Origin of the sequence: Streptomyces sp. NPDC052101, from assembly GCF_040680235.1 — a bacterium.
Lineage (GTDB): Bacteria > Actinomycetota > Actinomycetes > Streptomycetales > Streptomycetaceae > Streptomyces.
On sequence record NZ_JBFAWH010000001.1, the window covers coordinates 78,048 to 98,698 of the forward strand.

General features: G+C 72.7%; 18 protein-coding genes. 13 read left to right on the forward strand and 5 right to left on the reverse strand.

Annotated features, from left to right (window positions below):
• Positions 1–246 precede the first annotated feature (246 nt).
• Positions 247–1,281: a DUF3048 domain-containing protein gene (locus tag AB0L75_RS00360; protein ID WP_365173310.1), complete on the forward strand. Its 1,035-nt coding sequence runs from the start codon at positions 247–249 to the stop codon at positions 1,279–1,281.
• A 9-nt stretch (positions 1,282–1,290) separates the two neighbouring features.
• Here AB0L75_RS00360 and AB0L75_RS00365 read toward each other — a convergent pair whose 3' ends face one another.
• Positions 1,291–1,755: a MarR family transcriptional regulator gene (locus AB0L75_RS00365; RefSeq protein WP_365173314.1), complete on the reverse strand. Its 465-nt coding sequence runs from the start codon at positions 1,753–1,755 to the stop codon at positions 1,291–1,293.
• A gap of 190 nt (positions 1,756–1,945) precedes the next feature.
• Between AB0L75_RS00365 and AB0L75_RS00370 the strand changes: the two genes are divergently transcribed.
• From AB0L75_RS00370 to AB0L75_RS00400, 7 genes are all read left to right on the forward strand, one after another.
• Positions 1,946–2,701: a CoA transferase subunit A gene (locus tag AB0L75_RS00370; protein ID WP_365173317.1), complete on the forward strand. Its 756-nt coding sequence runs from the start codon at positions 1,946–1,948 to the stop codon at positions 2,699–2,701.
• Positions 2,701–3,345 carry a CoA transferase subunit B gene (locus tag AB0L75_RS00375; RefSeq protein ID WP_365173319.1) on the forward strand — a complete coding sequence of 215 codons (645 nt, stop codon included), beginning with the start codon at positions 2,701–2,703 and terminating at the stop codon, positions 3,343–3,345. Before AB0L75_RS00370 ends, AB0L75_RS00375 begins: the two co-directional genes overlap by 1 nt.
• A gap of 210 nt (positions 3,346–3,555) precedes the next feature.
• Positions 3,556–4,329: a protocatechuate 3,4-dioxygenase subunit beta gene (gene pcaH, locus AB0L75_RS00380; RefSeq protein WP_365173321.1), complete on the forward strand. Its 774-nt coding sequence runs from the start codon at positions 3,556–3,558 to the stop codon at positions 4,327–4,329.
• A 5-nt stretch (positions 4,330–4,334) separates the two neighbouring features.
• Complete coding sequence (pcaG, locus tag AB0L75_RS00385; protein WP_365173323.1) at positions 4,335–4,937, forward strand: protocatechuate 3,4-dioxygenase subunit alpha; 603 nt, start codon at positions 4,335–4,337, stop codon at positions 4,935–4,937.
• Positions 4,934–6,283, forward strand: a complete 1,350-nt coding sequence (pcaB, locus tag AB0L75_RS00390) for a 3-carboxy-cis,cis-muconate cycloisomerase (RefSeq protein WP_365173325.1) — start codon at positions 4,934–4,936, stop codon at positions 6,281–6,283. Before pcaG ends, pcaB begins: the two co-directional genes overlap by 4 nt.
• Positions 6,280–7,413, forward strand: a complete 1,134-nt coding sequence (gene pcaD, locus AB0L75_RS00395; RefSeq protein WP_365173327.1) for a 3-oxoadipate enol-lactonase — start codon at positions 6,280–6,282, stop codon at positions 7,411–7,413. The genes pcaB and pcaD overlap by 4 nt, the downstream gene beginning before the upstream one ends.
• An 86-nt stretch (positions 7,414–7,499) precedes the next feature.
• Positions 7,500–8,291 (forward strand): SDR family NAD(P)-dependent oxidoreductase, encoded by a 792-nt coding sequence (locus AB0L75_RS00400; RefSeq protein WP_365173330.1) that lies wholly within the window; start codon positions 7,500–7,502, stop codon positions 8,289–8,291.
• A gap of 23 nt (positions 8,292–8,314) precedes the next feature.
• Here AB0L75_RS00400 and AB0L75_RS00405 read toward each other — a convergent pair whose 3' ends face one another.
• Entirely contained in the window at positions 8,315–10,999 is a 2,685-nt protein-coding gene (locus AB0L75_RS00405) for an AAA family ATPase (RefSeq protein WP_365173332.1), read from the reverse strand.
• Positions 11,000–11,172: 173 nt separating this feature from the next.
• Here AB0L75_RS00405 and AB0L75_RS00410 point away from each other — a divergent pair, with 173 nt between their 5' ends.
• The 3 genes from AB0L75_RS00410 to AB0L75_RS00420 all read left to right on the forward strand — a co-directional run bounded on the left by AB0L75_RS00410 (position 11,173) and on the right by AB0L75_RS00420 (position 14,774).
• Positions 11,173–12,495 (forward strand): MFS transporter, encoded by a 1,323-nt coding sequence (locus AB0L75_RS00410; RefSeq protein ID WP_365173335.1) that lies wholly within the window; start codon positions 11,173–11,175, stop codon positions 12,493–12,495.
• Between the two features lie 3 nt (positions 12,496–12,498).
• Positions 12,499–13,692 carry an anhydro-N-acetylmuramic acid kinase gene (locus AB0L75_RS00415; protein ID WP_365173338.1) on the forward strand — a complete coding sequence of 398 codons (1,194 nt, stop codon included), beginning with the start codon at positions 12,499–12,501 and terminating at the stop codon, positions 13,690–13,692.
• Positions 13,693–13,805: 113 nt separating this feature from the next.
• Positions 13,806–14,774, forward strand: coding sequence for a DUF2510 domain-containing protein (locus AB0L75_RS00420; protein WP_365173341.1), 969 nt, complete (start codon positions 13,806–13,808; stop codon positions 14,772–14,774).
• A 117-nt stretch (positions 14,775–14,891) separates the two neighbouring features.
• On the opposite strand, the gene AB0L75_RS00425 is transcribed toward AB0L75_RS00420, so the two are convergent.
• Positions 14,892–15,536 (reverse strand): TetR/AcrR family transcriptional regulator C-terminal ligand-binding domain-containing protein, encoded by a 645-nt coding sequence (locus AB0L75_RS00425; protein ID WP_365173344.1) that lies wholly within the window; start codon positions 15,534–15,536, stop codon positions 14,892–14,894.
• A gap of 243 nt (positions 15,537–15,779) precedes the next feature.
• Between AB0L75_RS00425 and AB0L75_RS00430 the strand changes: the two genes are divergently transcribed.
• The gene (locus AB0L75_RS00430) at positions 15,780–16,583 is read left to right on the forward strand and encodes a phosphatase PAP2 family protein (protein ID WP_365173347.1); all 804 of its coding nucleotides are present in this window, start codon (positions 15,780–15,782) and stop codon (positions 16,581–16,583) included.
• Positions 16,580–17,557 (forward strand): hypothetical protein, encoded by a 978-nt coding sequence (locus AB0L75_RS00435; protein WP_365173350.1) that lies wholly within the window; start codon positions 16,580–16,582, stop codon positions 17,555–17,557. The genes AB0L75_RS00430 and AB0L75_RS00435 overlap by 4 nt, the downstream gene beginning before the upstream one ends.
• A 78-nt stretch (positions 17,558–17,635) precedes the next feature.
• Here the strand turns inward: AB0L75_RS00435 and AB0L75_RS00440 are convergent, their stop codons facing one another.
• Positions 17,636–18,526: a phospholipid scramblase-related protein gene (locus AB0L75_RS00440; RefSeq protein ID WP_365173352.1), complete on the reverse strand. Its 891-nt coding sequence runs from the start codon at positions 18,524–18,526 to the stop codon at positions 17,636–17,638.
• A gap of 66 nt (positions 18,527–18,592) precedes the next feature.
• Positions 18,593–20,641 carry a phosphocholine-specific phospholipase C gene (locus tag AB0L75_RS00445; protein ID WP_365173355.1) on the reverse strand — a complete coding sequence of 683 codons (2,049 nt, stop codon included), beginning with the start codon at positions 20,639–20,641 and terminating at the stop codon, positions 18,593–18,595.
• Between the last annotated feature and the right edge of the window lie 10 nt (positions 20,642–20,651).

Genomic DNA, 20,651 nt, shown 5'->3' on the forward strand with positions numbered 1-20,651 from the left:
CGTCTGGACCCGCCCCCCACCCACCACCACCCGGAGCACGGCGCCCCATACACCCCGGGAACCCGCGACAGCCACCCCGCACACGGCGCCCTCCGACGGCCACCCCGCGCACCGCCGCCCGCTCGTACCGCCACCCCACCCACCACCCCGCGCACGGTCGCCGCCCGCACGGGTCATGTCTCGGGGCCGTTCGGCCCACGGAGCGCGCATGACCGCAATCGTTCGGGTATGGCAAGAAACGACCCTATGAGCGCACAATCTGACAACACGGACGGGGTGGCCACGGTGGGCATCAGGCACAGGGCGCGCACGAGCCGCGCGACACTGACGGCGGCGGGGCTGGCCGCCTCGCTGAGCGTCTCGCTCACAGCCGGCTGCTCCCACCACGGCCCGGACGACAATCGCGCCCCGCAGCACACCGCCACACCCGCCGCGCCACCGGCCCCGGCACCCTCGGCGACGGTGGCCGGCTCACCGCTCGCCGTGAAGATCGACAACGTGCCGGAGGCCCGCCCGCAGGCCGGGCTCGACGCGGCGGACGTGGTGTACACCGAGCAGGTGGAGGGCGGTCTGAGCAGGCTGATGGCGGTGTACGCGACCAGGCTTCCGCAGAGCGTCGGACCGGTACGCAGCGCCCGCGAGTCCGATCTGGAGCTGCTGCGCCAGTTCCACCGGCCGACGCTCGCTTTCTCCGGCGCCCAGCACAAGCTGCTGCCGCTGATCGACAGGACGCCGCTGCGGGCGGAATCCGTCGCTGCGGACCCGGCGGCCTACTTCCGGGTCGCCGGGAAGGCCGCCCCGCACAACCTCTATGTGCACCCGGCCAAGTTGCTGCCGTCCGCCCCCGGCAGGGCGGCGCTGACCACCGGCTTCAGCTACGGCCCGGCCCCGTCCGGTGGCACCCCCACGTCCTCGCGCACCGTTCGCTACCCGGCCGCGCGCTTCGCCTTCACCTGGTCCGCCGAACAGCACCGCTGGCAGGTCGCGATGGACGGCACGCCCACGGTGACGGCGGACGGGGTGCGGGTGGCGCCGGCGACGGTCGTCGTGCAGTACGTGCGGATCCGTGACTCCCGCTATCACGACGTGCTCGGCAACCACACGCCGTACACCGAGACGGTCGGCTCGGGGAAGGCGGAGGTGCTGCGCGACGGCCGGTCGTTCAGCGCCTCCTGGTCGCGGCCGACCGCGACGGACGGTACGACGTTCACGGCGGCGGACGGCGGCCGGATGAACTTCGCCGACGGTCAGGTGTGGGTGGTGTTCGCCCCGGCGCCGTGACCCCTTAGGTCAGTGCTGCGCCGCCACGGCCTCCGCCGGATTCCGCAGTTCCTCCGCCGCGTCCGCCACCCGCCGGATCAGATCGAGGAACACCGTCTGCTCCTCGGGCGACAGCGGTGCGAGAAAGACCTGGTTCATCCGGGCGGTGCGCACGGTCAGCTTGCGGTGGGTGCGCAGTCCGTCGTCGGTGAGGCGGAGCAGGAAGCGCCGGCCGTCCTCCGGGTCGCGCACCTTGGTCAGCAGCCCCCGGCGGCCGAGCCGGCTGATGACCTCGGCGATGGTCGACCGGTCCAGGCCCACCCGCTCCCCCACGGTCCGCTGATCGAGACCCGGCTCGGCGACGAGCGCGTTCATGACGGCGAACTGCGGTGAGGTGATCTCCTCGGAGACCATCGTGTTCCACAGCAGGTAGTGCGCCTGCTGGAGCCGCCGGGCCAGATGCCCGGGATGGGTGCCCAGATCCACGGCGGCCATATACGCTCCCCTGATCGCTTGATCGATTAGTTTGTGTACTGAACAGTACCCGACGATCAGCCCGGCTACCCTCCGAGCGGAACGCTTATATGCAGGGTACTTGACGGCTTCCCCGCCCCGGTGGCAGCGTGAGGAGCACCTCGCTGAAATACTCAGTGCCCTGATTAATTGACGAGATGGGGCTTCACGGATGGACAAGGTGGTCGCCACGGCCGTGGAGGCGGTGGCCGATGTGCCGGACGGCGCGTCGCTGGCGGTGGGCGGGTTCGGGTTGAGCGGTGTGCCGAACGTGCTGGTCCAGGCGTTGTACGAGCGTGGCACCGCCGGACTGTCGGTCGTCTCCAACAACTGCGGGGCGATGGAGTCCGGGCTGGCGGTGCTGCTGGCGGCGGGGCGGATCGCCCGGGTGACCGGTTCCTACATCGGGGCGAACAAAGAGTTCGCCCGTCAGTATCTGGCGGGTGAGCTGGAGGTGGAGCTGATTCCGCAGGGCACGCTGGCCGAGCGGCTGCGTGCGGGCGGGGCCGGTATCCCCGCCTTCTACACTCCGGCCGGGGTCGGGACGCAGGTCGCCGAGGGCGGGCTGCCGTGGCGGTACGACGGGCAGGGCGGGGTGGCGCTGGCGTCGCCGGCGAAGGAGGTGCGGCAGTTCGACGGTTGCGAGTATGTGCTGGAGCGGGGCATCCGTACGGACTTCGCGCTGGTGCGAGCGGCGAAGGGGGACCGGCACGGAAACCTGGTGTTCAGCAAGTCGAGCCGGAACTTCAATCCGCTGGCGGCGATGGCCGGGAGGGTCACGATCGCCGAGGTGGAGGAGCTGGTCGAGCCCGGTGCGATCGATCCGGACGCGGTGCATCTGCCGGGCGTCTTCGTGCAGCGGGTGGTGGCGCTGACGGCCGAGCAGGCGGCGGACAAGAGGATCGAGCGGCGGACGGTGAGTAACTGATGGCCTGGACGCGTACGGAGATGGCCGCGCGGGCGGCCCGCGAGCTGCGCGACGGGCAGTACGTCAATCTCGGCATCGGGCTGCCGACGCTGATCCCGAACCATCTGCCCGAGGGTGTGGAGGTGGTGCTGGAGTCGGAGAACGGCATCCTGGGCACCGGCCCGTACCCGGCCGAGGACGCCGTCGATCCGGACCTGATCAACGCGGGCAAGGAGACGGTCACGGTCCTGCCGGGCGCCTCCTTCTTCGACTCGGCGCTGTCCTTCTCCATGATCCGCGGCGGGCACATCGATGTGGCCGTGCTCGGCGCGATGCAGGTCTCCGCCCGCGGCGATCTGGCCAACTGGGCCGTGCCGGGCAAGCTGGTGACCGGGATCGGCGGGGCGATGGATCTGGTGCACGGTGCCCGTACGGTCATCGTGGTCATGACCCACACCGCCAAGGACGGCTCGGCGAAGATCCTCAAGCAGTGCACGCTGCCGCTCACGGGCAAGGCCTGCGTGAACCGAGTCATCACCGATCTGGCCGTGCTGGACGTCATCGAGGACGGGCTCGTGCTGGTCGAGACCGCACCGGGTGTGTCGGTGAACGACGTCCTCGCCCGGACCGATGCTGAACTCATCATCGCCGAGAACCTGCTGTGAACACGGTTCATACGTCACCACGGTGTGCGTCGCCCACCGGGCCGTCCGTACAGTCGCCGTCGGTGACCCGCACATCGCCGTGGCGGGCGGCGTGGACTCCATGACGCCGCACGGGAACAGGGGCTGTTCGACGCCGAGATGGTCCCCGTGCCCGTCCCGCCGCGCAAGGCGGCGCCGTCCCCGAACGCCAAGGAAGCTTCAGGTATCGCCATGACTCTCACCCAGCAGGACATCGACCAGAAGATCGCCGCGCAGCGCGCCGCGTACGAGAAGCGCATCGCCGACGGCGCCCCCGTCGAGCACCATCCACGCCGCGACTACGCGCCCTACCGCTCCTCCGTGCTCCGCCACCCCGAGCAGCCCCTGGTGGCCATCGACACCGCACAGGACCCCGAGCTGGTGGAGCTGCACTCCCCCGCCTTCGGGGAGCGCGACATCACCGAGATCGACAACGACCTCACCCGGCACCACCGCGGCGCGCCGGTCGGCGAGCGGATCACCGTGTCCGGGCGGCTGCTGGACCGTGAAGGGCACCCGGTGCGCGGCCAGTTGATCGAGATCTGGCAGGCGAACTCGGCCGGGCGGTACGCCCATCACCGTGAACAGCACGACGCCCCGCTCGACCCGAACTTCACCGGCGCCGGCCGCACGCTCACCGACGCCGAGGGCCGCTACCACTTCACCACCATCCAGCCCGGCCCCTACCCGTGGCGCAACCACGTGGGCGCCTGGCGCCCGGCCCACATCCACTTCTCGGTGTTCGGCACGGCGTTCACGCAGCGGCTGGTGACGCAGATGTACTTCCCGAACGACCCGCTGTTCCCGTACGACCCGATCCTGCAGTCGGTGACCGACGACGCGGCCCGGCAGCGGCTGATCGCCACCTACGACCACAGCCTGTCGGTGCCGGAGTTCTCGCTCGGCTACCACTGGGACATCGTGCTGGATGGCCCGGCCGCCACCTGGATCGAGGAAGGACGCTGACCGCCATGACGAAGATCGACACGAGCGGCCCGGAGCAGGTGCCGCCCACCCCGTCCCACACGGTCGGCCCCTTCTACGGCTACGCCCTGCCGTTCCACGGCGGCGAGGACATCGCACCGCTCGGCCACCCGGACACGATCACCGTGCACGGATACGTTGTCGACGGCGCGGGCGATCCGCTGCCGGACGCCCTCGTGGAGCTGTGGGGTCCGCGCCCGGACGGCACGGTCCCCCGAGCAACCGGTTCCATCCGACGGGATCAGGCCACCGGTGGGTATCCGGGCCGCAACGGCGTGGAGTTCACCGGCTGGGGCCGCGTCCAGACGGACGCCGACGGCCACTGGTACGCCCGTACGCTCCGCCCCGGCGCCCGGGGCCGGAGCGCCCCGTACCTCAGCGTCTGTGTCTTCGCGCGCGGCCTGCTCGTGCACCTGTTCACCCGGATCTATCTGCCCGGCGACGAGGCCGCGCTCACCGCCGATCCGCTGCTCACCCGGGTGGGCGGGCGGCGCGACACGCTGATCGCCGGCGACGAGGGCCGGGACACCTACCGTTTCGACATCCGCCTTCAGGGCGAAGGCGAGACGGTCTTCCTGGAGTACCAGTGACACCTGACGACAGCGACAGTGGCAGCAGCAGCGACACCGGTCTGCTCGCCCCCGGGTGGGCCGGTTCCCCCGCCGCTCGCGCGACCGGCGACCGCGCGTATCTGCGGGCCCTGCTGGACGCCGAGGCCGCCCTGACCCGGGCCCAGGCCGCGCTGGGCCTCGCCCCGGCCGAGGCCGCGGACGCGGTGATCCGGGCGGCCGACCCCGCCCGTTTCGACGTGCGTTCCCTCGCCGAACGCGCCCGCGCCGGCGGCAATCCGGTGATTCCGCTCGTCGCCGACCTCACGGCCGCGGTGGGCGAACCGTACGGCCCGTACGTCCACCGGGGCGCGACCAGCCAGGACATCCTGGACACCGCGGCCATGCTGGTCGCCGCCCGCACCCTGGAGCCGGTCCTCGCCGACCTCGCCCGCACCGCGCACGCGCTCGCCCGGCAGGCCGCCGCGCACCGGGACACCCCGATGCCGGGCCGCACACTGACCCAGCACGCGGTCCCGACGACGTTCGGCCTGAAAGCGGCCGGCTGGCGGTCACTGGTCCTCGACGCCCGGGACCGCATCAAGCGGGTGCGCATGGCACTGCCCGCCCAACTCGGCGGCGCCGCAGGTACGTTGGCCGCCTTTCAGACGTACGGCACCACGGACCCGACGGCGCTCACCGAGGCGTACGCCCGCGAAGTCGGCCTCGCCGCACCGCTGTTGCCCTGGCACACGCTGCGCACCCCCGTCGCCGACCTGGTCGGCGCCCTGGCCTTCGCCGTGGGCGCCCTGGGCAAGATCGGCGAGGATGTGCTGACGCTGTCGCGCACCGAGATCGGTGAGGTGGCCGAGGGCAGCGGCGGCGGTTCCTCCGCCATGCCGCACAAGGCCAACCCGGTGCGCTCCACCCTGCTCGCGGCCGCGGCCCGGCGCGCCCCGCAGCTCGCGGCCACGCTGTACGGCTGTGTCGCCGCCGGTGACGAGCGGCCTGCCGGTGCCTGGCACGCCGAGTGGGAGCCGCTGCGCGAGCTGCTGCGGCTGACCGGGGGCGCGGCACGGGACGCGGCCGAACTCGCCGAGGGGCTGCGGGTGAACGCCGACGCCATGCGCCGGAACCTGGACCTCACCCGCGGGCTGATCGTCTCCGAGCGGCTGTCCGCCGCCCTGGCACCCCGGCTCGGGCGGGCCCGGGCCAAGGAACTGCTCACCGAACTCGCCCGCCGCACCCACTCCGAGGATCGCTCGCTGGGCGAACTCCTGGCGGAACAGCCGGAGTTGAAGGACCTGGATCTGTCCGTCCTCACCGACCCCGCCCGCTACACCGGTTTCGCCGGTTTCCTCACCGACCGTGCCCTGGAGCGACGTTGACCGTGAAACTCCTCAACCACCGGTCCGAAGGCCCGGCTTCCGCTCCCCCGCTGCTGCTCGGTCCCTCGCTCGGCACCTCGTACGCCCTGTGGGACGCGGTCGCGCCGGAACTGTCCGGCACCCACCGCGTGGTGCGCTGGGACCTGCCCGGGCACGGCGGATCGGCGCCGGGCCTGATCGGGCCGGGCGCGACCGTCGGTGATCTGGCCGCGCTCGTGCTGGCCCTCGCCGACGCGCTCGGCATCGACCGCTTCGGCTACGCGGGCGTCTCCCTCGGCGGTGCCGTCGGCCTCCATCTGGCCGTGCACCACCCCGAGCGGCTGACCTCACTCGCGGTCATGTGTTCCGCCGCCCGCTTCGGCGACGGCACGGCCTGGCGGGAGCGGGCCGAGCGGGTGCGGCGCGAGGGCATGGAGTGGCTGGTGGAGAGTGCCGACGCTCGCTGGTTCACGCCCGGGTTCACCGTGCCGAGGCTGGTACGGGACCACCGGGACGCCGATCCGGAGGCGTACGCCGCCTGCTGCGACGCGCTCGCCGCGTTCGACCTGCGGGACCGGCTCGGCGAGATCGCCGTACCGACACTCCTCGTGGCGGGCAGGCAGGATCCCGCGACGCCGCCCGCGTATCTGCGGGAGATCGCCGACGCGGTGCCCCGCTCGACGCTGGTGGAGCTGCCCGGCGCCTCCCATCTGGCGCCCGCACAGTGCCCGCAGTCCGTACTGGCCGCACTGCGCACCCAGCTCGACGGGCCGCCGGCCAGCGGGATGGCGGTGCGCCGGGAGGTGCTGGGCGACGCGCACGTGGACCGGGCGCAGGCCCGGCAGACCCCGTTCACGGCGCGCTTCCAGGACTTCATCTCCCGCTACGCCTGGGGAGAGATCTGGACCGACGAGACGCTGTCCCGCCGCGAGCGCAGCCTGATCACACTGACCGCGCTGGTCGCCCACGGCCACGACGCCGAACTGGCGATGCACGTCCGGGCGGCGCGGCGCGTCGGGCTGACTCCGGAGGAGATCGGCGCGGTACTGCTGCAGACCGCCGTCTACTGCGGGGTGCCGGCCGCCAACTCCGCGTTCGCGACGGCCCAGCAGGTCCTCGCCGAACTCGCCGAGGAGGCGGGCGAGGCCTAGGCCTTGTCGGGGGCGAGGCTGACCCTGCCGGTCGTAGCTTCGACAGCACCCCCCTTGTGGCGCCGGACCGTGCCTACGCTGGGATCATGTCCACCATTCTGATCACCGGAGCCACGTCCGGACTCGGCCGGTACGTCGCTTTCGAACTGGTCCGCTCCGGCCATGTCGTCCTCGCCCACGGCCGTGACCGGGAGCGCACCGAGCGGCTGGTCGCGGAGCTGCGCACGGAGGGCGAGGCCGAGGGGTTCGTCGCCGATCTGGCCCGGCTCGCCGAGGTGCGCGGACTGGGCGCGCGGGTCGCCGAGGCGCATCCCGGCCTCGACGTGCTGATCAACAACGCGGGGGTGGGCGGCGGTGCGCCCGGTGCCGGACGGGAGCTGAGCGCCGACGGCCATGAACTGCGGCTGGCCGTCAACTACTTGGCGCCCGTCGTCCTCACCCGGTCCCTGCTGCCGGTGCTGCGGGCCAACGCGCCGGCCCGGATCGTGAACGTCGGCTCGGCCGGCCAGGAGCCACTCGACTTCGCCGACCCGGAACTCACCCGCGGCTACGGCGGGATGTCGGCGTACTGCCGCAGCAAGTTCGCCCTCGCGGCACACACCTTCACGCTCGCCGAAGAACTGGCGGACAGCGGGGTGTCGGTGAACGTGCTGCACCCCGCCACCTTCATGGACACGGCGATGGTCCACGAGAGCGCCGTCACCCCGTGGAACTCGGTCGCCGACGGCGCGCCGGGCGTCCTCGCGCTGGCCACCGAGGAGACGGGCAGCGGAGGGTACTTCGACGGCACCCGGCGGGCGCGGGCGCACGAGGGGACGTACGACCCGGAGGTGCGCAAACGGCTGGCGGCGGTCACGGAGGAGCTGCTCAGAGAGTGAGCCGTGAGCCGCCGCGGGAGCCGCTACCGCAGCCCCCGTCCGGTCTCCAGTACCTCCCTCGCCTGGGCCACGAGGCCCTCCGCGCCACAGGCCCGGGCGAGGTCCAGGCCCCGGTTGAGTTCCGTGGCGGAGCGGGCGACGATGCCGTACTCGACGCGGGCCGCCGCGTGTTCGTACTGGCAGGGTGAGGCTTCCAGGTAGGTGACGGCCCGTGCGGCGAGCTGGACCGCACGGCCGCCGGTCTCCAGGGCGGCGGCGCAGCGCAAGGCCTCGCCGATGGCGGTGTCCGTGCCGAAGCGCTCGGCCTGCCGGCGGGCGTCGGCGGCGAGCTGTGCGGCGCGGGCCGGGTTCTGCGCGGCGACGGCCTTGGCGAGGTCGATGGACCACGGGGAGAGGACGGGGTTGTGGCCGCCGCGCGAGGCGGCGGTCTTCTCGGCGGCCTCCAGTTCGTGGATGCCGTCCTCGGTGCGGCCGACGGCGAGCAGCAGCCGGCCGCGTACGCAGCGGATGTCGGGCAGCACGATCGTGGAGGGGTACGGCGGTGCGAAGCCGTACTGCTCGGCGATCGACCAGGCCTCGTCGATACGGCCGCGGGCCAGCAGGGTGTCGACCAGTCCGCAGGTCGCCGACCAGTACAGCGGCAGCCGGCGGCCGACGCGCTCGGCGAGGACCAGGGCCTCGCGCAGGGTGGACTCGGCGTCGCGCAGCCGGCCCTGTCTGCGGTAGGCGAGGCCTAGGAAGGCGTTGGCGAGGGAGAGGTGGCCGCCGCGCCAGCCGCCGGTGGTGTAGGCGCGCAGGGCCTCGGCGAAGAGGCTCTCGGCGCGGTCGAGCCGGTCGGCGTAGGCGTATGCGCTGCCGAGCATCATCAGCAGCTCCATGCCCCACTCCTGGTCGGTCCAGCCGAGGCCGGGCGCGAGGCGGCCGTTGACCAGGGCGCGGTCGCACAGTTCGAGGACCTCGTCGGCGCTCTCGCCATGGGTCATGGCGTCGAAGCCGCGCAGGATGAGCAGGGCGCGCTCGGCGTTGTCGCGGCCGTTGCAGGTGCTCGCGAGTTCGGCGAGGCGCCGGGAGCGGGCCGGGGAGACGGTCTCGCCGTGGATGCTCTCCCACATGAACTGCACGGCCTGCAGCCGCAGTTTGACGGGGCCCGGTTCGTGCCGGGTGGCCTCGGCCTCGACCGTGCGGACGGCCTCCTCCAGCTGGTCGTTGTGGAGCTGCGCCTGGGAGAGCCGAACCACCGCGTCGACCCGCCGCTCGCCCTCGAGGCCGGGCATGCCGAGCGCGTGCTGGAGGTGTTCGACGGTGACGGAGGGCGCCGTGAGCAGGGTGGCGCAGCCCAGCTCGTACAGGACGTGGGCGTGCACCTCGGGCAGCGGCGGCTCCTGCAGGGCGCGTTCGAGGCAGGTGCGGGCGGCGTCGGGCGCGCCGACGGCGAGGTGGTCGCGGGCCGCCTCACGCAGCTGCTCGACGAGTTCCTCGTCGCCGTCCGGGTGCACCTTCAGCAGGTGCCGGGCGGCCTGGGCGGCGCCGCGTCCCAGCTCGGTGATGATCTGGGCGGCCACGCCGTGCATGGCGGTGCAGACACCGGACGGGATGGAGTTGTAGACGGCGGTGGCGATGAGCGGGTGGACGAACTCCAGCTCGCCCTCCTCGCGTTCGATGCCGGCCACCGGTTCGGGTTCGGTGAGGATGCGGGCGGTGCAGAGCAGTTCGGCGCAGTGCCCGGCGATGGCCTCGTCCATGGTGGCGAGGCGGGCGACCATGTCGACGGTGATCCCGGTGCCGAGGATGGCGGCCGCCCAGGCGAACTGGGTGGCCTCCAGGCCGAGTCCCTTGAGCCGGTCGACCAGTCCGCCGCCGCGGGCGGCGCGGTTGAGGGCGCGCAGCTCCCCGGCGCGGGCCTCGACCGGCTGGAGTTCGCTGTCCTGCACCTTGGCGAGGAGTTCGACGGTCTCGTAGGGGTTGCCCGCGGTGACGGCCCAGACCTCGCGGCAGAACGCGTCGTCGGCGTGCCGGCCGAGGGTGGCGCGGGTGAGCCCCGCGGCGGCTTCGGGAGTGAGGGCGTGGAGGTTGGTGACGGGCCGGCCCGCGGCGGCGGCCACCGTGTCGAGGTGGCGGGCGCTGTCGCCGCTGACCTCGCCGGGCCGGCGGGCGACCACGACGAGGACGGAGACGTCGTCCAGGCGCTCGGCGAACGCGGCGAGCCAGCGCAGGGTCTCCTGGTCGGCCCAGTGCGCGTCGTCGATCAGCAGTACGAGCGGCCACTCGCGGCGGGCCAGCCGGCGTACCGCCGCGACGAGTCCGTCGCACACGTACTGGGGGTCGGCGAGGCCCTCCTGCGGGTCGACTATGCCGAGGGCGGGGCCGGCGATGTCGTACCAGTCGCCGAGGTACTCGCGGGCCTCTTCCGGCAGCAGGGACAGCAGGGCGGGCTGAAGCAGCTGCCGTACGACGTTGAACGGGACGGACTTCAGGGTCTCCGCGCCGCGCGTGGCCCACACGGCGCAGCCGCGGCGTTCGGCGATGCGGCGTGTCTCGGCGAGCAGGGCGGTCTTGCCGAGTCCCGCCTCGCCGCGCAGGACCAGCAGGCTGCCCGCCGACGACCGGTCGGCGCACAGGAGGTCGAGTGCCTGCGCGACAGTGGCGATCTCCGCGTCCCGCTCCCACAGGGAAGCCGAGGCGGCCGTCGGCGGCCTTCCCTCCGTCATCCCGTTACCTCCCCAAGGTCGCCCGAATGACGTACAGACCACGAGCCTAGCCGTCCGGTGGGATGTGTGGTGGCCGGTCGGGGCAGCTGTTGCCCCAGTGGGTGAAAGTGGATGCGGACAGGCGACGCGCACCCGCCCGGACCAGCCGCTCAGCAGCGGACGGAGCGTCAACCATGGCTGGCACGAAACCGGTTTCCGCATCCCGCGCCCTCGCGCGCGGGCCGGCGGTGCGCGCGGTGGCGGCGGGGTCGGTGGGCAACCTCGTCGAGTGGTACGAGTTCGGTGTCTACGGCTTTCTGGCCACGGTGCTGGCCGAGCGGTTCTTCGCCCCGGCGGGCGGCGGCGCCGAGGGGCTGGTGCGGACGTACGCCGCGTTCGCGCTGGCGTTCTTCTTCCGGCCGCTCGGCGCGGTGCTGTTCGGAAGGCTGGGCGACCGGTGGGGGCGGCGGCCGGTGCTGATCGCGGTGATCGCCGTGATGACGCTGACCACGACGCTGATCGGCGTGCTGCCGACGTACGGCACCGCCGGCGCCCTCGCGCCTTGGCTGCTGACGTCTCTGAGAGCGGTTCAGGGACTTTCCGCCGGCGGGGAGTTCGGTGGCTCGGTGGCGGTGCTGACGGAGTTCGCGCCGCCGGGGCGGCGGGGTCTGTACGGGGCGTGGCAGTCGTTCACGGTGGCGCTGGGGCTGCTCCTGGGGGCGGGTGTGGCGGCGCTGACGGCCACGCTGCTCACCGGACCCCAACTGGCCTCCTGGGGCTGGCGGTTGCCGTTCCTGCTGGCGTTGCCGCTCGGCCTGGTCGCGCTGTGGCTGCGGGCGGGGCTGACGGAGACGCCGTCCTTCCTGGCGCGCACAAAGGACACCGAGGGCACCGAGGATGCGAAGGACGCCGAGAACGCGGACGCGCGCGGGGTGCGGCTCGGGCTCGGGGTGCTGCTGGTCGCGGCGGCGCGGGTGGCGGGCTGGGCGGCGGCCGGCTACACCTTTCTGGTGGTGCTGCCGTCGTATCTGCAGGTCACTCTGCACGCGGACGTCCGGCAGGCGCTGCTCTCCGCGACCCTGGCCAACGCCGGATTCGCGGCGGCGATCCTGCCGGCGGGGCTGCTCAGCGACCGGGTCGGCCGACGGCCGGTGCTGCTCGCGGGGGCGGTCCTGGTGACGGCGATGTCGGTGCCGCTCCTCGACTGCCTGCAGGATCCCGGGATTTCGAGGGCCGTCAAGGGGGCGGCACTCGTCGCCGCGGGCGCGGTCGTGGGCCTGATGGCGGGTCCGGGGCCCGCACTGCTGGCCGAGACGTTCCCGACCCGGGTGCGCTGGACGGGCCTCGGTCTCGCCTACGCCCTGGCGAACGCGGTGTTCTCCGGCTGCGCGGGCCTGATCATCACGGAGGCGGTACGCCGCACCGGTGACCCCGACATCCCCGCGTACTACGCGGCGGCGGCCTGCGCGATCAGCGCCCTCGCCCTGCTGAAACAGCCTACCCAGAAGGCGAGTTGACCGGTGCTGGTGATCGGGCTGATGTCGGGGACGTCGTACGACGCGGTCGACGCCGCGGCGGCCGAGCTGCGGCTCGACGGTGACACGCTGCTGCTGCGGCCTCTGGGGCTGGTGAGCACCCCGTACGGCGACCCTCTGCGCGCGGCACTCAGCCGGGCGCTGCCGCCGGCCTCCGTGCCGCTCGCCGAGGTGTGCCGGCTGGACACCGGCATCGGGCGGGCGTTCGCGGCGGCGGCCGTCCGGGCTGACCGCGAACTGTGCGGCGGGCGGGCCGAGTTGGTGGCCTCGCACGGGCAGACCGTCTACCACTGGGCGGAGGGCGGCCGGGTGCACGGCACGCTGCAGCTGGGCCGGCCGGCCTGGATCGCGGAGGCGAGCGGGCTGCCGGTGGTCGCCGACTTCCGGGCCCGGGACGTCGCGGCCGGCGGCCAGGGCGCGCCGCTGGTCAGCCTGGTCGACCTGCTGTGGCTGCGCGGCAGACCGGGCCGGGCGGTGGCCCTGAACATCGGCGGCATCGCCAATCTGACCGCGCCCGACGGTACGGCGTTCGACATCGGGCCGGGCTGCGCGCTGCTGGACGCGGCGGTGCGCGAGTTCAGCGGCGGACGCGCGGCGTACGACGCGGACGGTGCGCTGGCCGGGCGCGGGCGGCCGCGGCGGGGGCTGCTGGAGGGGCTGCTCGCGGAGCCGTACTACGCGCTGGCGCCGCCGAAGACGACCGGCAAGGAGGTGTTCCACACCGGGTATCTGCGCTCGGCCGGCCTGTTCGACGGCGTCCGCCCCGAGGACGCGCTGGCGACCCTCGCCCTGCTGACGGCCCGGACGGTCGCGGACGCGGTGCGGTCCGTGGGGGCCACCGAGGTGATCGCGTCCGGCGGGGGCATCCGCAACCCGGTGCTGACCGGGATGCTCCGGGAGCAGCTCGCCCCGGTCCCGGTGCGCGCCTCGGACGACCTGGGGCTGCCCGCCGCCGCGAAGGAGGCGTACGCGTTCGCGGTCCTCGGTTTCCTGACCGTCCACGGCCTGCCCGGCACCGATCCGCGCAGCACCGGCGCCCGTCACCCGAGCTTGCTGGGGTCGCTGACCCCGGGCAGGGACGGCTTCCGGCTGCCGCCGGCCGCGGTGCGCGCGCCGGTGCGGCTGATGGTGGAGGAGACGGGGGCGGGTCAGGGGGGAAGGGCCCGCTCGGTGCCGTAGCGTCGCGGCACTCGGGGTCGTAGAGAAAAATCACCGGCGTGAAATGTCCGGTCCGGCCGTTTGGCGGCGGATCCTCTCATCCCGCTTTCACGGTCGCCTCATACGGTAAGGGCATGACGCAGGTGACTCCTCCCGGGTGGTACCCCGACCCCGGGCAGACGAACGACGGTCCGCCCACCGAGCGCTGGTGGGACGGCAAGGCCTGGACGGACCAGACCCGCCCCGCCGGGACGGCCGCCGCATGGGGTCCCCCGACGCAGCCGGCGTATCCGGGCTACCCCGCCCCGCCGCAGACCGGGACCCGGCGCGGGCTGCGCAACGGCGTCGCGGTCACGGTGGCGGCCGCGGTCCTGGCGTGCATCGGGATCGGCGTGTACGCGCTCGCCAAGGACGACGGCAGCGGCAGCGACGACCGGGCCGGGTCACGGCAGGGGGCGGCCGGCGGGCCGGACGGCGGCTCCGGCGGTTCGGGAGACTCCGGAGGGTCGGACGGTTCGGGCGGGTCCCGCGGGGCCTCGCCGTCGCCGGGCCAGTCCGCGGTGCCCAAGGTCAAGGGCGGCGGTACGGTGCCGGACCCGGTCAACGGCATCAGCCTGCCGGTGCCGAAGGGCTGGACCGGGCAGACGATCAGCGTCGGCGCGCAGATGACCTCCGACGACTCCTACAAATGCCCGGGCAACTCCACCCAGACCTGCACCGCGGGCGGCGCCTACACGGCTCCGGCCGTGGCGCTGGGCACCTCCGGCGACACGGCCGAGGAGGTCGCCAAGGCCGACATCGCGGCCAACGCCAAGGAGTCCTACGGCGGCACCACCTACGGCAGCATCACCTCGCACCAGGTGCTGGCCTCCAAGGCGGTGACGGTGGCCGGGCAGAAGGGCTATCTGGTGCGCTGGAAGGCGGTCACCAGCAAGGGCGCCGACGGCTATGTCGAGTCGGTGGCCTTCCCCTCGCCCGACGACGCCAAGCGGATCGTGGTGGTGCGCTTCGGCATCGACGCGGGGCAGGACACGTCGGTGGTCGACGAGATCCTGAAGGGGATCAAGGTCTCGTCCGGCAGCGGGAACGGCCAGGACGTCTGATCTGCGCCGCGGAGACGTATGCGGCCGGGCGGGGTTCCTTCCGCTCAAGAGGAACCCCACCCGGCCGGGGGTGCGCGCCGCTCCCGTCCCCACGGTGCGGCGCGGACAGGTCACCGTTCAGTCATCCCGTGAACGGCGGCCTGGGTCTGGTGCCAGCCCGAGCGCGGGGAGCACGGTGGCCTCCACGAACCGGGCGAGATAGTCGGCGTCGGCGTACTCACCGCTGAGCACCGGCCGGACGCGCAGCACGCCGAACATCATCGCGGGGACGTACTCCAGCGCCGGATGGTCCGCACGGACCTCGCCGCGGGCCACACCCCGCGCCAGCATCTCCTGCAGCGCGGCGATCTCCGGATACACCAGGGCCTCGCGCAGCGCTTGGGCCAGTTCCTCGTCGGCCGTCCACGCGTGGCCCAGCGCCTGCAGCAGTCTGGTGTCCTTGCCGGACCAGTCGCCCACGGCCCGCGCGGCCTGGCGCAGGTCCTCGGCGAGCGATCCGGTGTCGATGCCCGCGAAGCGCACCCGGCGGCTGGCGCGCAGCGCGGCCGCGACGAACTGCGGCTTGGTCTTCCACTGCCGGTAGAGCGTGGACTTGCTGCACCGGGTGCTGGCGGCGACGCCCTCCATGGTGACGGACTCGTAACCGCATTCGCGGATCTGCTCCAGCACGGCGTCGAAGAACTCCCGCTCACGCTCGGGCGTGATCTTGGAGCGGCGCGAGGCGGCGACCGTCTCCGGTCCGTCCGCGGCCTGCGACGTCATGCGGTGCTTCCCCTCGCTCGTGTCCGGTGGGCCAGTCGCTCACGTCCCGCTGAAGCGTCGCTGTAGCGGGGCGGCCGACCCTGTCTCCAGTGTGTCGCACATCAATCGATACGCCAGTGTACCGGTACTCGACCGTATCGGTACACTGGCGTATCGGTACGAAGACGTATCGATGAGTTCCGGCCCAGGGCCGGGGCCCGCACGCACCACCACACGCACCACCGTCAGCGAGGGGGTCGGGGGATGAACGCCCGAACCGAGCCTGCAGAGGCAGAAGCGGAGCCGCCGGACGCGATATCGCGCCCGCCGCTGCTGCGCGAGTTCCTGCTCGTCGCGGGGCTCTTCCTCGTCTACAAGCTCGGCCGGCAGCTGGCCACGGGCCACACCGGGAACGCCCTCCACAACGCCCACCGCGTGTGGGACCTGGAGCGGGCGCTGCATCTCCCCCACGAGAACGCCGTGCAGTCCGCACTGCTGCACGGCGGCACCCTCGTCCGCCTCGCGAACACCTACTACGCCACCGTCCACTTCCCGGCGACGCTCGCCTTCCTGGTCTGGCTCTACCTCAGGCGGCCCGGGCACTATGTGTGGGCTCGCCGGGTCCTCGCGGTCGTCACCACGGCCGCGCTGGTGCTGCCGTTCACCTTCCCGCTGGCGCCGCCGCGGATGCTGGGCGGGACCGGCCTGGTGGACACCGCGAGGATCTACGGCCCGTCGGTGTACGGCCCGCCCTCCAGCGACCATCTGTCCAACCAGTTCGCGGCGATGCCGTCGCTGCACTTCGGCTGGGCGCTGATGCTGGCGATCGGACTGATCGTGGCCACCCGGTCCCGGTGGCGCTGGCTGTGGCTGCTGCACCCGCTGATCACCCTGCTGGTGATCGTGGGCACGGCGAACCACTACTGGCTCGACGCGATCGTCGCGACGGCCATGCTCGGCATCGTCCTCGCCGTGATCCATCCGCCGCGCGCGGCGGCCACCACGGCGGGACGCGGCACCGGCCGGCTCGCGCCGCGCGAGAGCGTCCTGGTGGGAGCGGGCCGATGAGCGCCGCCGCCGCGATCGCCGTCGCCCTCTCCCTGGTCTCGGCGATCGCCTACGCCCTGGCCGCCGTGGCCCAGGAACGCCTCGCCGCCCGCACCGCCGGCACCGGCCTGCTGCGGCTGCTCGGCACCGGAGCCTGGTGGTCGGCGGTCGGCCTGAACGCGGCCGCCGCCCTGCTGCACGTCGTCGCCCTGAAGTACGGCCCGCTCACCCTCGTCCAGCCGCTGGGTGCGCTCACCCTGGTCGCGGCCGTGCCGCTCGGTGCGCGGGCGGCCGGCCGCCGGGTCAGCGCGGCGGAGTGGCGCGGTACGGCGCTGACGCTGCTCGGGCTCGCCGCGCTGCTCGTCACGGCCTCGGGTCCGGCGCCCTCGCGGGTGCTGTCGCTGCCCGAGGCGCTGGCGGTCGCCGGTACGACCGCGGCCGCGATCGGCCTGCTCTCCCGGCCCGGCGCCCGGCCCGGCCTCCGGCATGCGACGGCGTCCGGTTTCGCCTCGGGTGTCGCCTCGGCGCTGACCCAGACGGTGACCGTGGCGGCGACGGAGCGCACCGGCCCGGTGTTCGGCACGGAGGTGATCGTGGTCGCCGTGCTCGTCGCCGCCTTCGCCGTCGGCGGGCTGCTCCTGTCGCAGACCGCCTACCGCGGCGGGCTCGGCGCACCGCTGGCCGTGGTCACCCTCGCCAACCCGGTGGCCGCCGCGGCGATCGGCCTCATGCTGCTCGGCCAGGGCCTGCGGGGCGGCCCCGCCGGCGTCCTGCTGGCTCTCGCGGGCGCGGGCCTGGCCTCCTGGGGCGTGGTCCTGCTCACCCGGGTCGCACCGGCGGTCGCACCGGAGCCGGTACCCATGGACGAGCACGAGGACGAGGACGAGGACCATCCGGTGGCCGCGGTACTGGCTCTGGAACCGGGCACAGCGGCCGCCGAACCGGTACTGGTGCCACGCCAGGCGGAACAGTCCGGACATCTCACGGCGCTCTGAGGCAACACGACGGCGGCCGGTGCGCACACCTCTCGTGCGCTCCGGCCGCCGTCGTCGTTCTCCCCCGTCGGGGCCCGCTCAGTTCCAGCCCCGCGAATCCTGCTTGAGGGCGGTGTCGACGGTCAGGGCCGTCGCCACCACGAGGCTCAGCAGCGGCTCGGGCAGCTGGTAGTGGATCTGCAGCACGTAGTTGTCCGCGGTCGTGAAGAGCGTCTTGGCGAGGCCCTCCCAGGTCTTGGTGATCCGGGCCACCTCGTTGTCCGCGTGGTCGACGATCGCGAAGTTCCACGCCCGCCAGTTCTCCGCCTTGATCGCGCCGACCTGCTGGCCGTTGGCGTTCATCGCGAAGTTGATCTTTCCGATCATGTTCTGCTGAACGATCTCACCGACCGGCGAGCCGTCCGGACGGGTCACGACCACCCGGGACTTGAGGAACTTGGCGGGCCGCGTCAGCACCAACTGGGGCTGGCCGTAGGCGTCGCGGATCTCCAGCTTGTGGGTCATGAACTGGTCGAGGCTGGAGACGAAGCGCAGGATTTTCTTCAGCGCGCCCTGTCCGACCTCGGTGACCGAGCCTATGTCCCGGCCGTTCTGATCCATGACCTTGTACTCGTTGGTCACCTCGATCAGCTTGGCCTTCTGGTTCACGACCAGGACGGGCTCGGTGAAGAGAGTGCCGCCGCCGGGGCCGCCGGCCGCGACCCCGGCCTGCTGCTGCACCTGGCGCTGCACCTTGGGGTCGGCGGCGTGCGGCTGCGGCACGCCGTACTGCTGAGGGGCGGCCTGCTGCTGCGGGGCGGCCTGCTGCTGGTGCTGGGCAGCCGCCTGCTGCTGCGGCACCTGACCGGCGGGCGCCTGGGCCGGGTTGGTGTGCTCGGTCCACTGCGCGCCGTCCCAGTAGCGGAGGGTCTGCGGCGCTCCGTGCGGATCCGGGTACCAGCCTGCGGGAGTGTTTGATTGCGTGGTCACCGGGGCACACTACCTTGCCCTGACCGGTACCTGACCAGTCCGCACGGAGCGGTCTTCATCGCCCGTTCACTCCGCGGCGATCGCCGGGTCGCTGACGCCGGGGTGCCCGTTCTCGACGTGCCCGGCGAAGCCCCGCAGGAAGGCCGGATCGCCGTCACAGGTGACCGTCAGGTCGTACCAGCGCCTGCTCGCGGCGAGGTCGACGATGTGGTGGACGGTCGCGCCGGGCCGTACGGTCACGGTGGCCGGGTGGCCGCCGTAACCGTTGACGACCTTCAGCTTCACGGTGCCGGAACCCTTGTTGGTGAAGGTGAGTTCCAGGTCGTCGCCCAGGCGCCGGGCGGTCGCCTCGGGTCCCGCCGCCTTGCCCTTGCCCTTGAAGACGCGCAGGAAGCCGTTGGGACCGTGCACGGCGAGATCGTGCACCCCGCCGGAGTAGGCCGAGTTCCAGGTGTCGGAGAGGGACTTGCCGGCCTCCGTGGTGTACGTCCAGGGGCCGTCGGTGCGGTTGCCGGAGGTCACGAGGAAGGCGGCGCCCGCGTGCGCCCCCGAGGCGAACGTGAGCGTGAAGGTGCCGGCCGCGCTGTCCGCGGCACCGTCCACCGCCGGGGCGTACTTCAGCGGACGGGTGGGCCGGCTGCCACGCTCCTGCTTGGGCAGGGAGGGGTTGGCGGGCGGCTTGGGCACATAGTCGGGGTGCCGGTTGTGGTCCGGCGGCTCATAGGCGGCCGTGGACGGCAGCGCGACCGGCTTGGTGTCCTTGCGGGAGAAGTCGAAGGCGCTGGTCAGATCGCCGGTGACGGCACGCCGCCAGGGCGAGATGTTCGGCTCGTGCACGCCGAAGCGGCGCTCTATGAACCGGATGATCGAGGTGTGGTCGAGGGTCTCGGAGCAGAGGTAGCCGCCCTTGCTCCACGGCGAGACGACGAGCATCGGCACCCGCTGGCCGAGACCATAGGCGCCGGCGGCATGGGCCACGTCGCCCTTGAACAGGTCGAGCGAGGCGTCCACGGTCGACTTGCCCTGGGCGCCGGAGGCCGGCGGGAAGGGCGGGACGACATGGTCGAAGAAGCCGTCGTTCTCGTCGTAGGTGATGAACAGCGCGGTCTTCGCCCAGACGTCCGGGTTCGCGGTGAGCGCGTCCAGGACCTGGGAGACGTACCAGGCGCCGTAGTTGGCGGGCCAGTTGGGGTGCTCGGTGAAGGCCTCGGGGGCCACGACCCAGGAGACCTGCGGCAGCTTGCCGGCCTTGACGTCGGCCTTCAGCTGGTCGAAGAAGCCCTCGCCCTTCTTGGCGTCGGTGCCGGTGCGGGCCTTGTCGTACAGCGCGTCGCCGGGCTTGGCGTCGCGGTACTGGTTGAAGTAGAGCAGCGAGTTGTCGCCGTAGTTGCCGCGGTAGGCGTCGTTGATCCAGCCCCAGCCGCCGGCCGCGTCCAGGCCGTCGCCGACGTCCTGGTAGATCTTCCAGGAGACCCCGGCCCGCTCCAGGCGCTCGGGATACGTCGTCCAGCCGTAGCCCTTCTCGTCGTTGCCGAGGACCGGACCGCCGCCCTGGCCGTCGTTGCCGACGTAACCGGTCCACATGTAATAGCGGTTCGGGTCGGTGGAGCCCATGAACGAGCAGTGGTAGGCGTCGCAGAGGGTGAAGGCGTCGGCGAGCGCGTAGTGGAACGGGATGTCCTCGCGCGTCAGGTACGCCATGGTCGTGCTGCCCTTGGCCGGCACCCACTTGTCGTACTTGCCGCCGTTGAACGCCGCGTGCGTGTCGTTCCAGCCGTGCGGCAGGTCCTGGATGAAGGCCAGGCCCAGGTCGTCGGCGTCGGGGTGGAACGGCAGGATGTCCTTCGTGCCGTCGGACTGCTTCCAGACGGACTTCCCGTTCTGCGAGACGGAACGGGGGTCGCCGAAGCCGCGGACGCCCCGGAGCGTGCCGAAGTAGTGGTCGAAGGATCGATTTTCCTGCATAAGGACGACGATGTGCTCGACGTCCTGGACCGTCCCGGTGCGGTGGTGCGCGGGCAGGGCGGCGGCGCGCTGGATGCTGCTGGACAGCGCGGTGAACGCCGTGGTGGCGCCCGCGAGTTGAAGGAAACGGCGCCGGTTTGCTTCGGCCATGGGTGTGAGG

Bases quoted from the DNA above. Each gene is read 5' to 3' on its own strand.
- AB0L75_RS00360 (WP_365173310.1), top strand. From the start codon at position 247: ATGAGCGCACAATCTGACAACACGGACGGGGTGGCCACGGTGGGCATC.
- AB0L75_RS00365 (WP_365173314.1), bottom strand. From the start codon at position 1,755: ATGGCCGCCGTGGATCTGGGCACCCATCCCGGGCATCTGGCCCGGCGG.
- AB0L75_RS00370 (WP_365173317.1), top strand. From the start codon at position 1,946: ATGGACAAGGTGGTCGCCACGGCCGTGGAGGCGGTGGCCGATGTGCCG.
- AB0L75_RS00375 (WP_365173319.1), top strand. From the start codon at position 2,701: ATGGCCTGGACGCGTACGGAGATGGCCGCGCGGGCGGCCCGCGAGCTG.
- pcaH (WP_365173321.1), top strand. From the start codon at position 3,556: ATGACTCTCACCCAGCAGGACATCGACCAGAAGATCGCCGCGCAGCGC.
- pcaG (WP_365173323.1), top strand. From the start codon at position 4,335: ATGACGAAGATCGACACGAGCGGCCCGGAGCAGGTGCCGCCCACCCCG.
- AB0L75_RS00400 (WP_365173330.1), top strand. From the start codon at position 7,500: ATGTCCACCATTCTGATCACCGGAGCCACGTCCGGACTCGGCCGGTAC.
- AB0L75_RS00405 (WP_365173332.1), bottom strand. From the start codon at position 10,999: ATGACGGAGGGAAGGCCGCCGACGGCCGCCTCGGCTTCCCTGTGGGAG.
- AB0L75_RS00410 (WP_365173335.1), top strand. From the start codon at position 11,173: ATGGCTGGCACGAAACCGGTTTCCGCATCCCGCGCCCTCGCGCGCGGG.
- AB0L75_RS00420 (WP_365173341.1), top strand. From the start codon at position 13,806: ATGACGCAGGTGACTCCTCCCGGGTGGTACCCCGACCCCGGGCAGACG.
- AB0L75_RS00425 (WP_365173344.1), bottom strand. From the start codon at position 15,536: ATGACGTCGCAGGCCGCGGACGGACCGGAGACGGTCGCCGCCTCGCGC.
- AB0L75_RS00430 (WP_365173347.1), top strand. From the start codon at position 15,780: ATGAACGCCCGAACCGAGCCTGCAGAGGCAGAAGCGGAGCCGCCGGAC.
- AB0L75_RS00435 (WP_365173350.1), top strand. From the start codon at position 16,580: ATGAGCGCCGCCGCCGCGATCGCCGTCGCCCTCTCCCTGGTCTCGGCG.
- AB0L75_RS00445 (WP_365173355.1), bottom strand. From the start codon at position 20,641: ATGGCCGAAGCAAACCGGCGCCGTTTCCTTCAACTCGCGGGCGCCACC.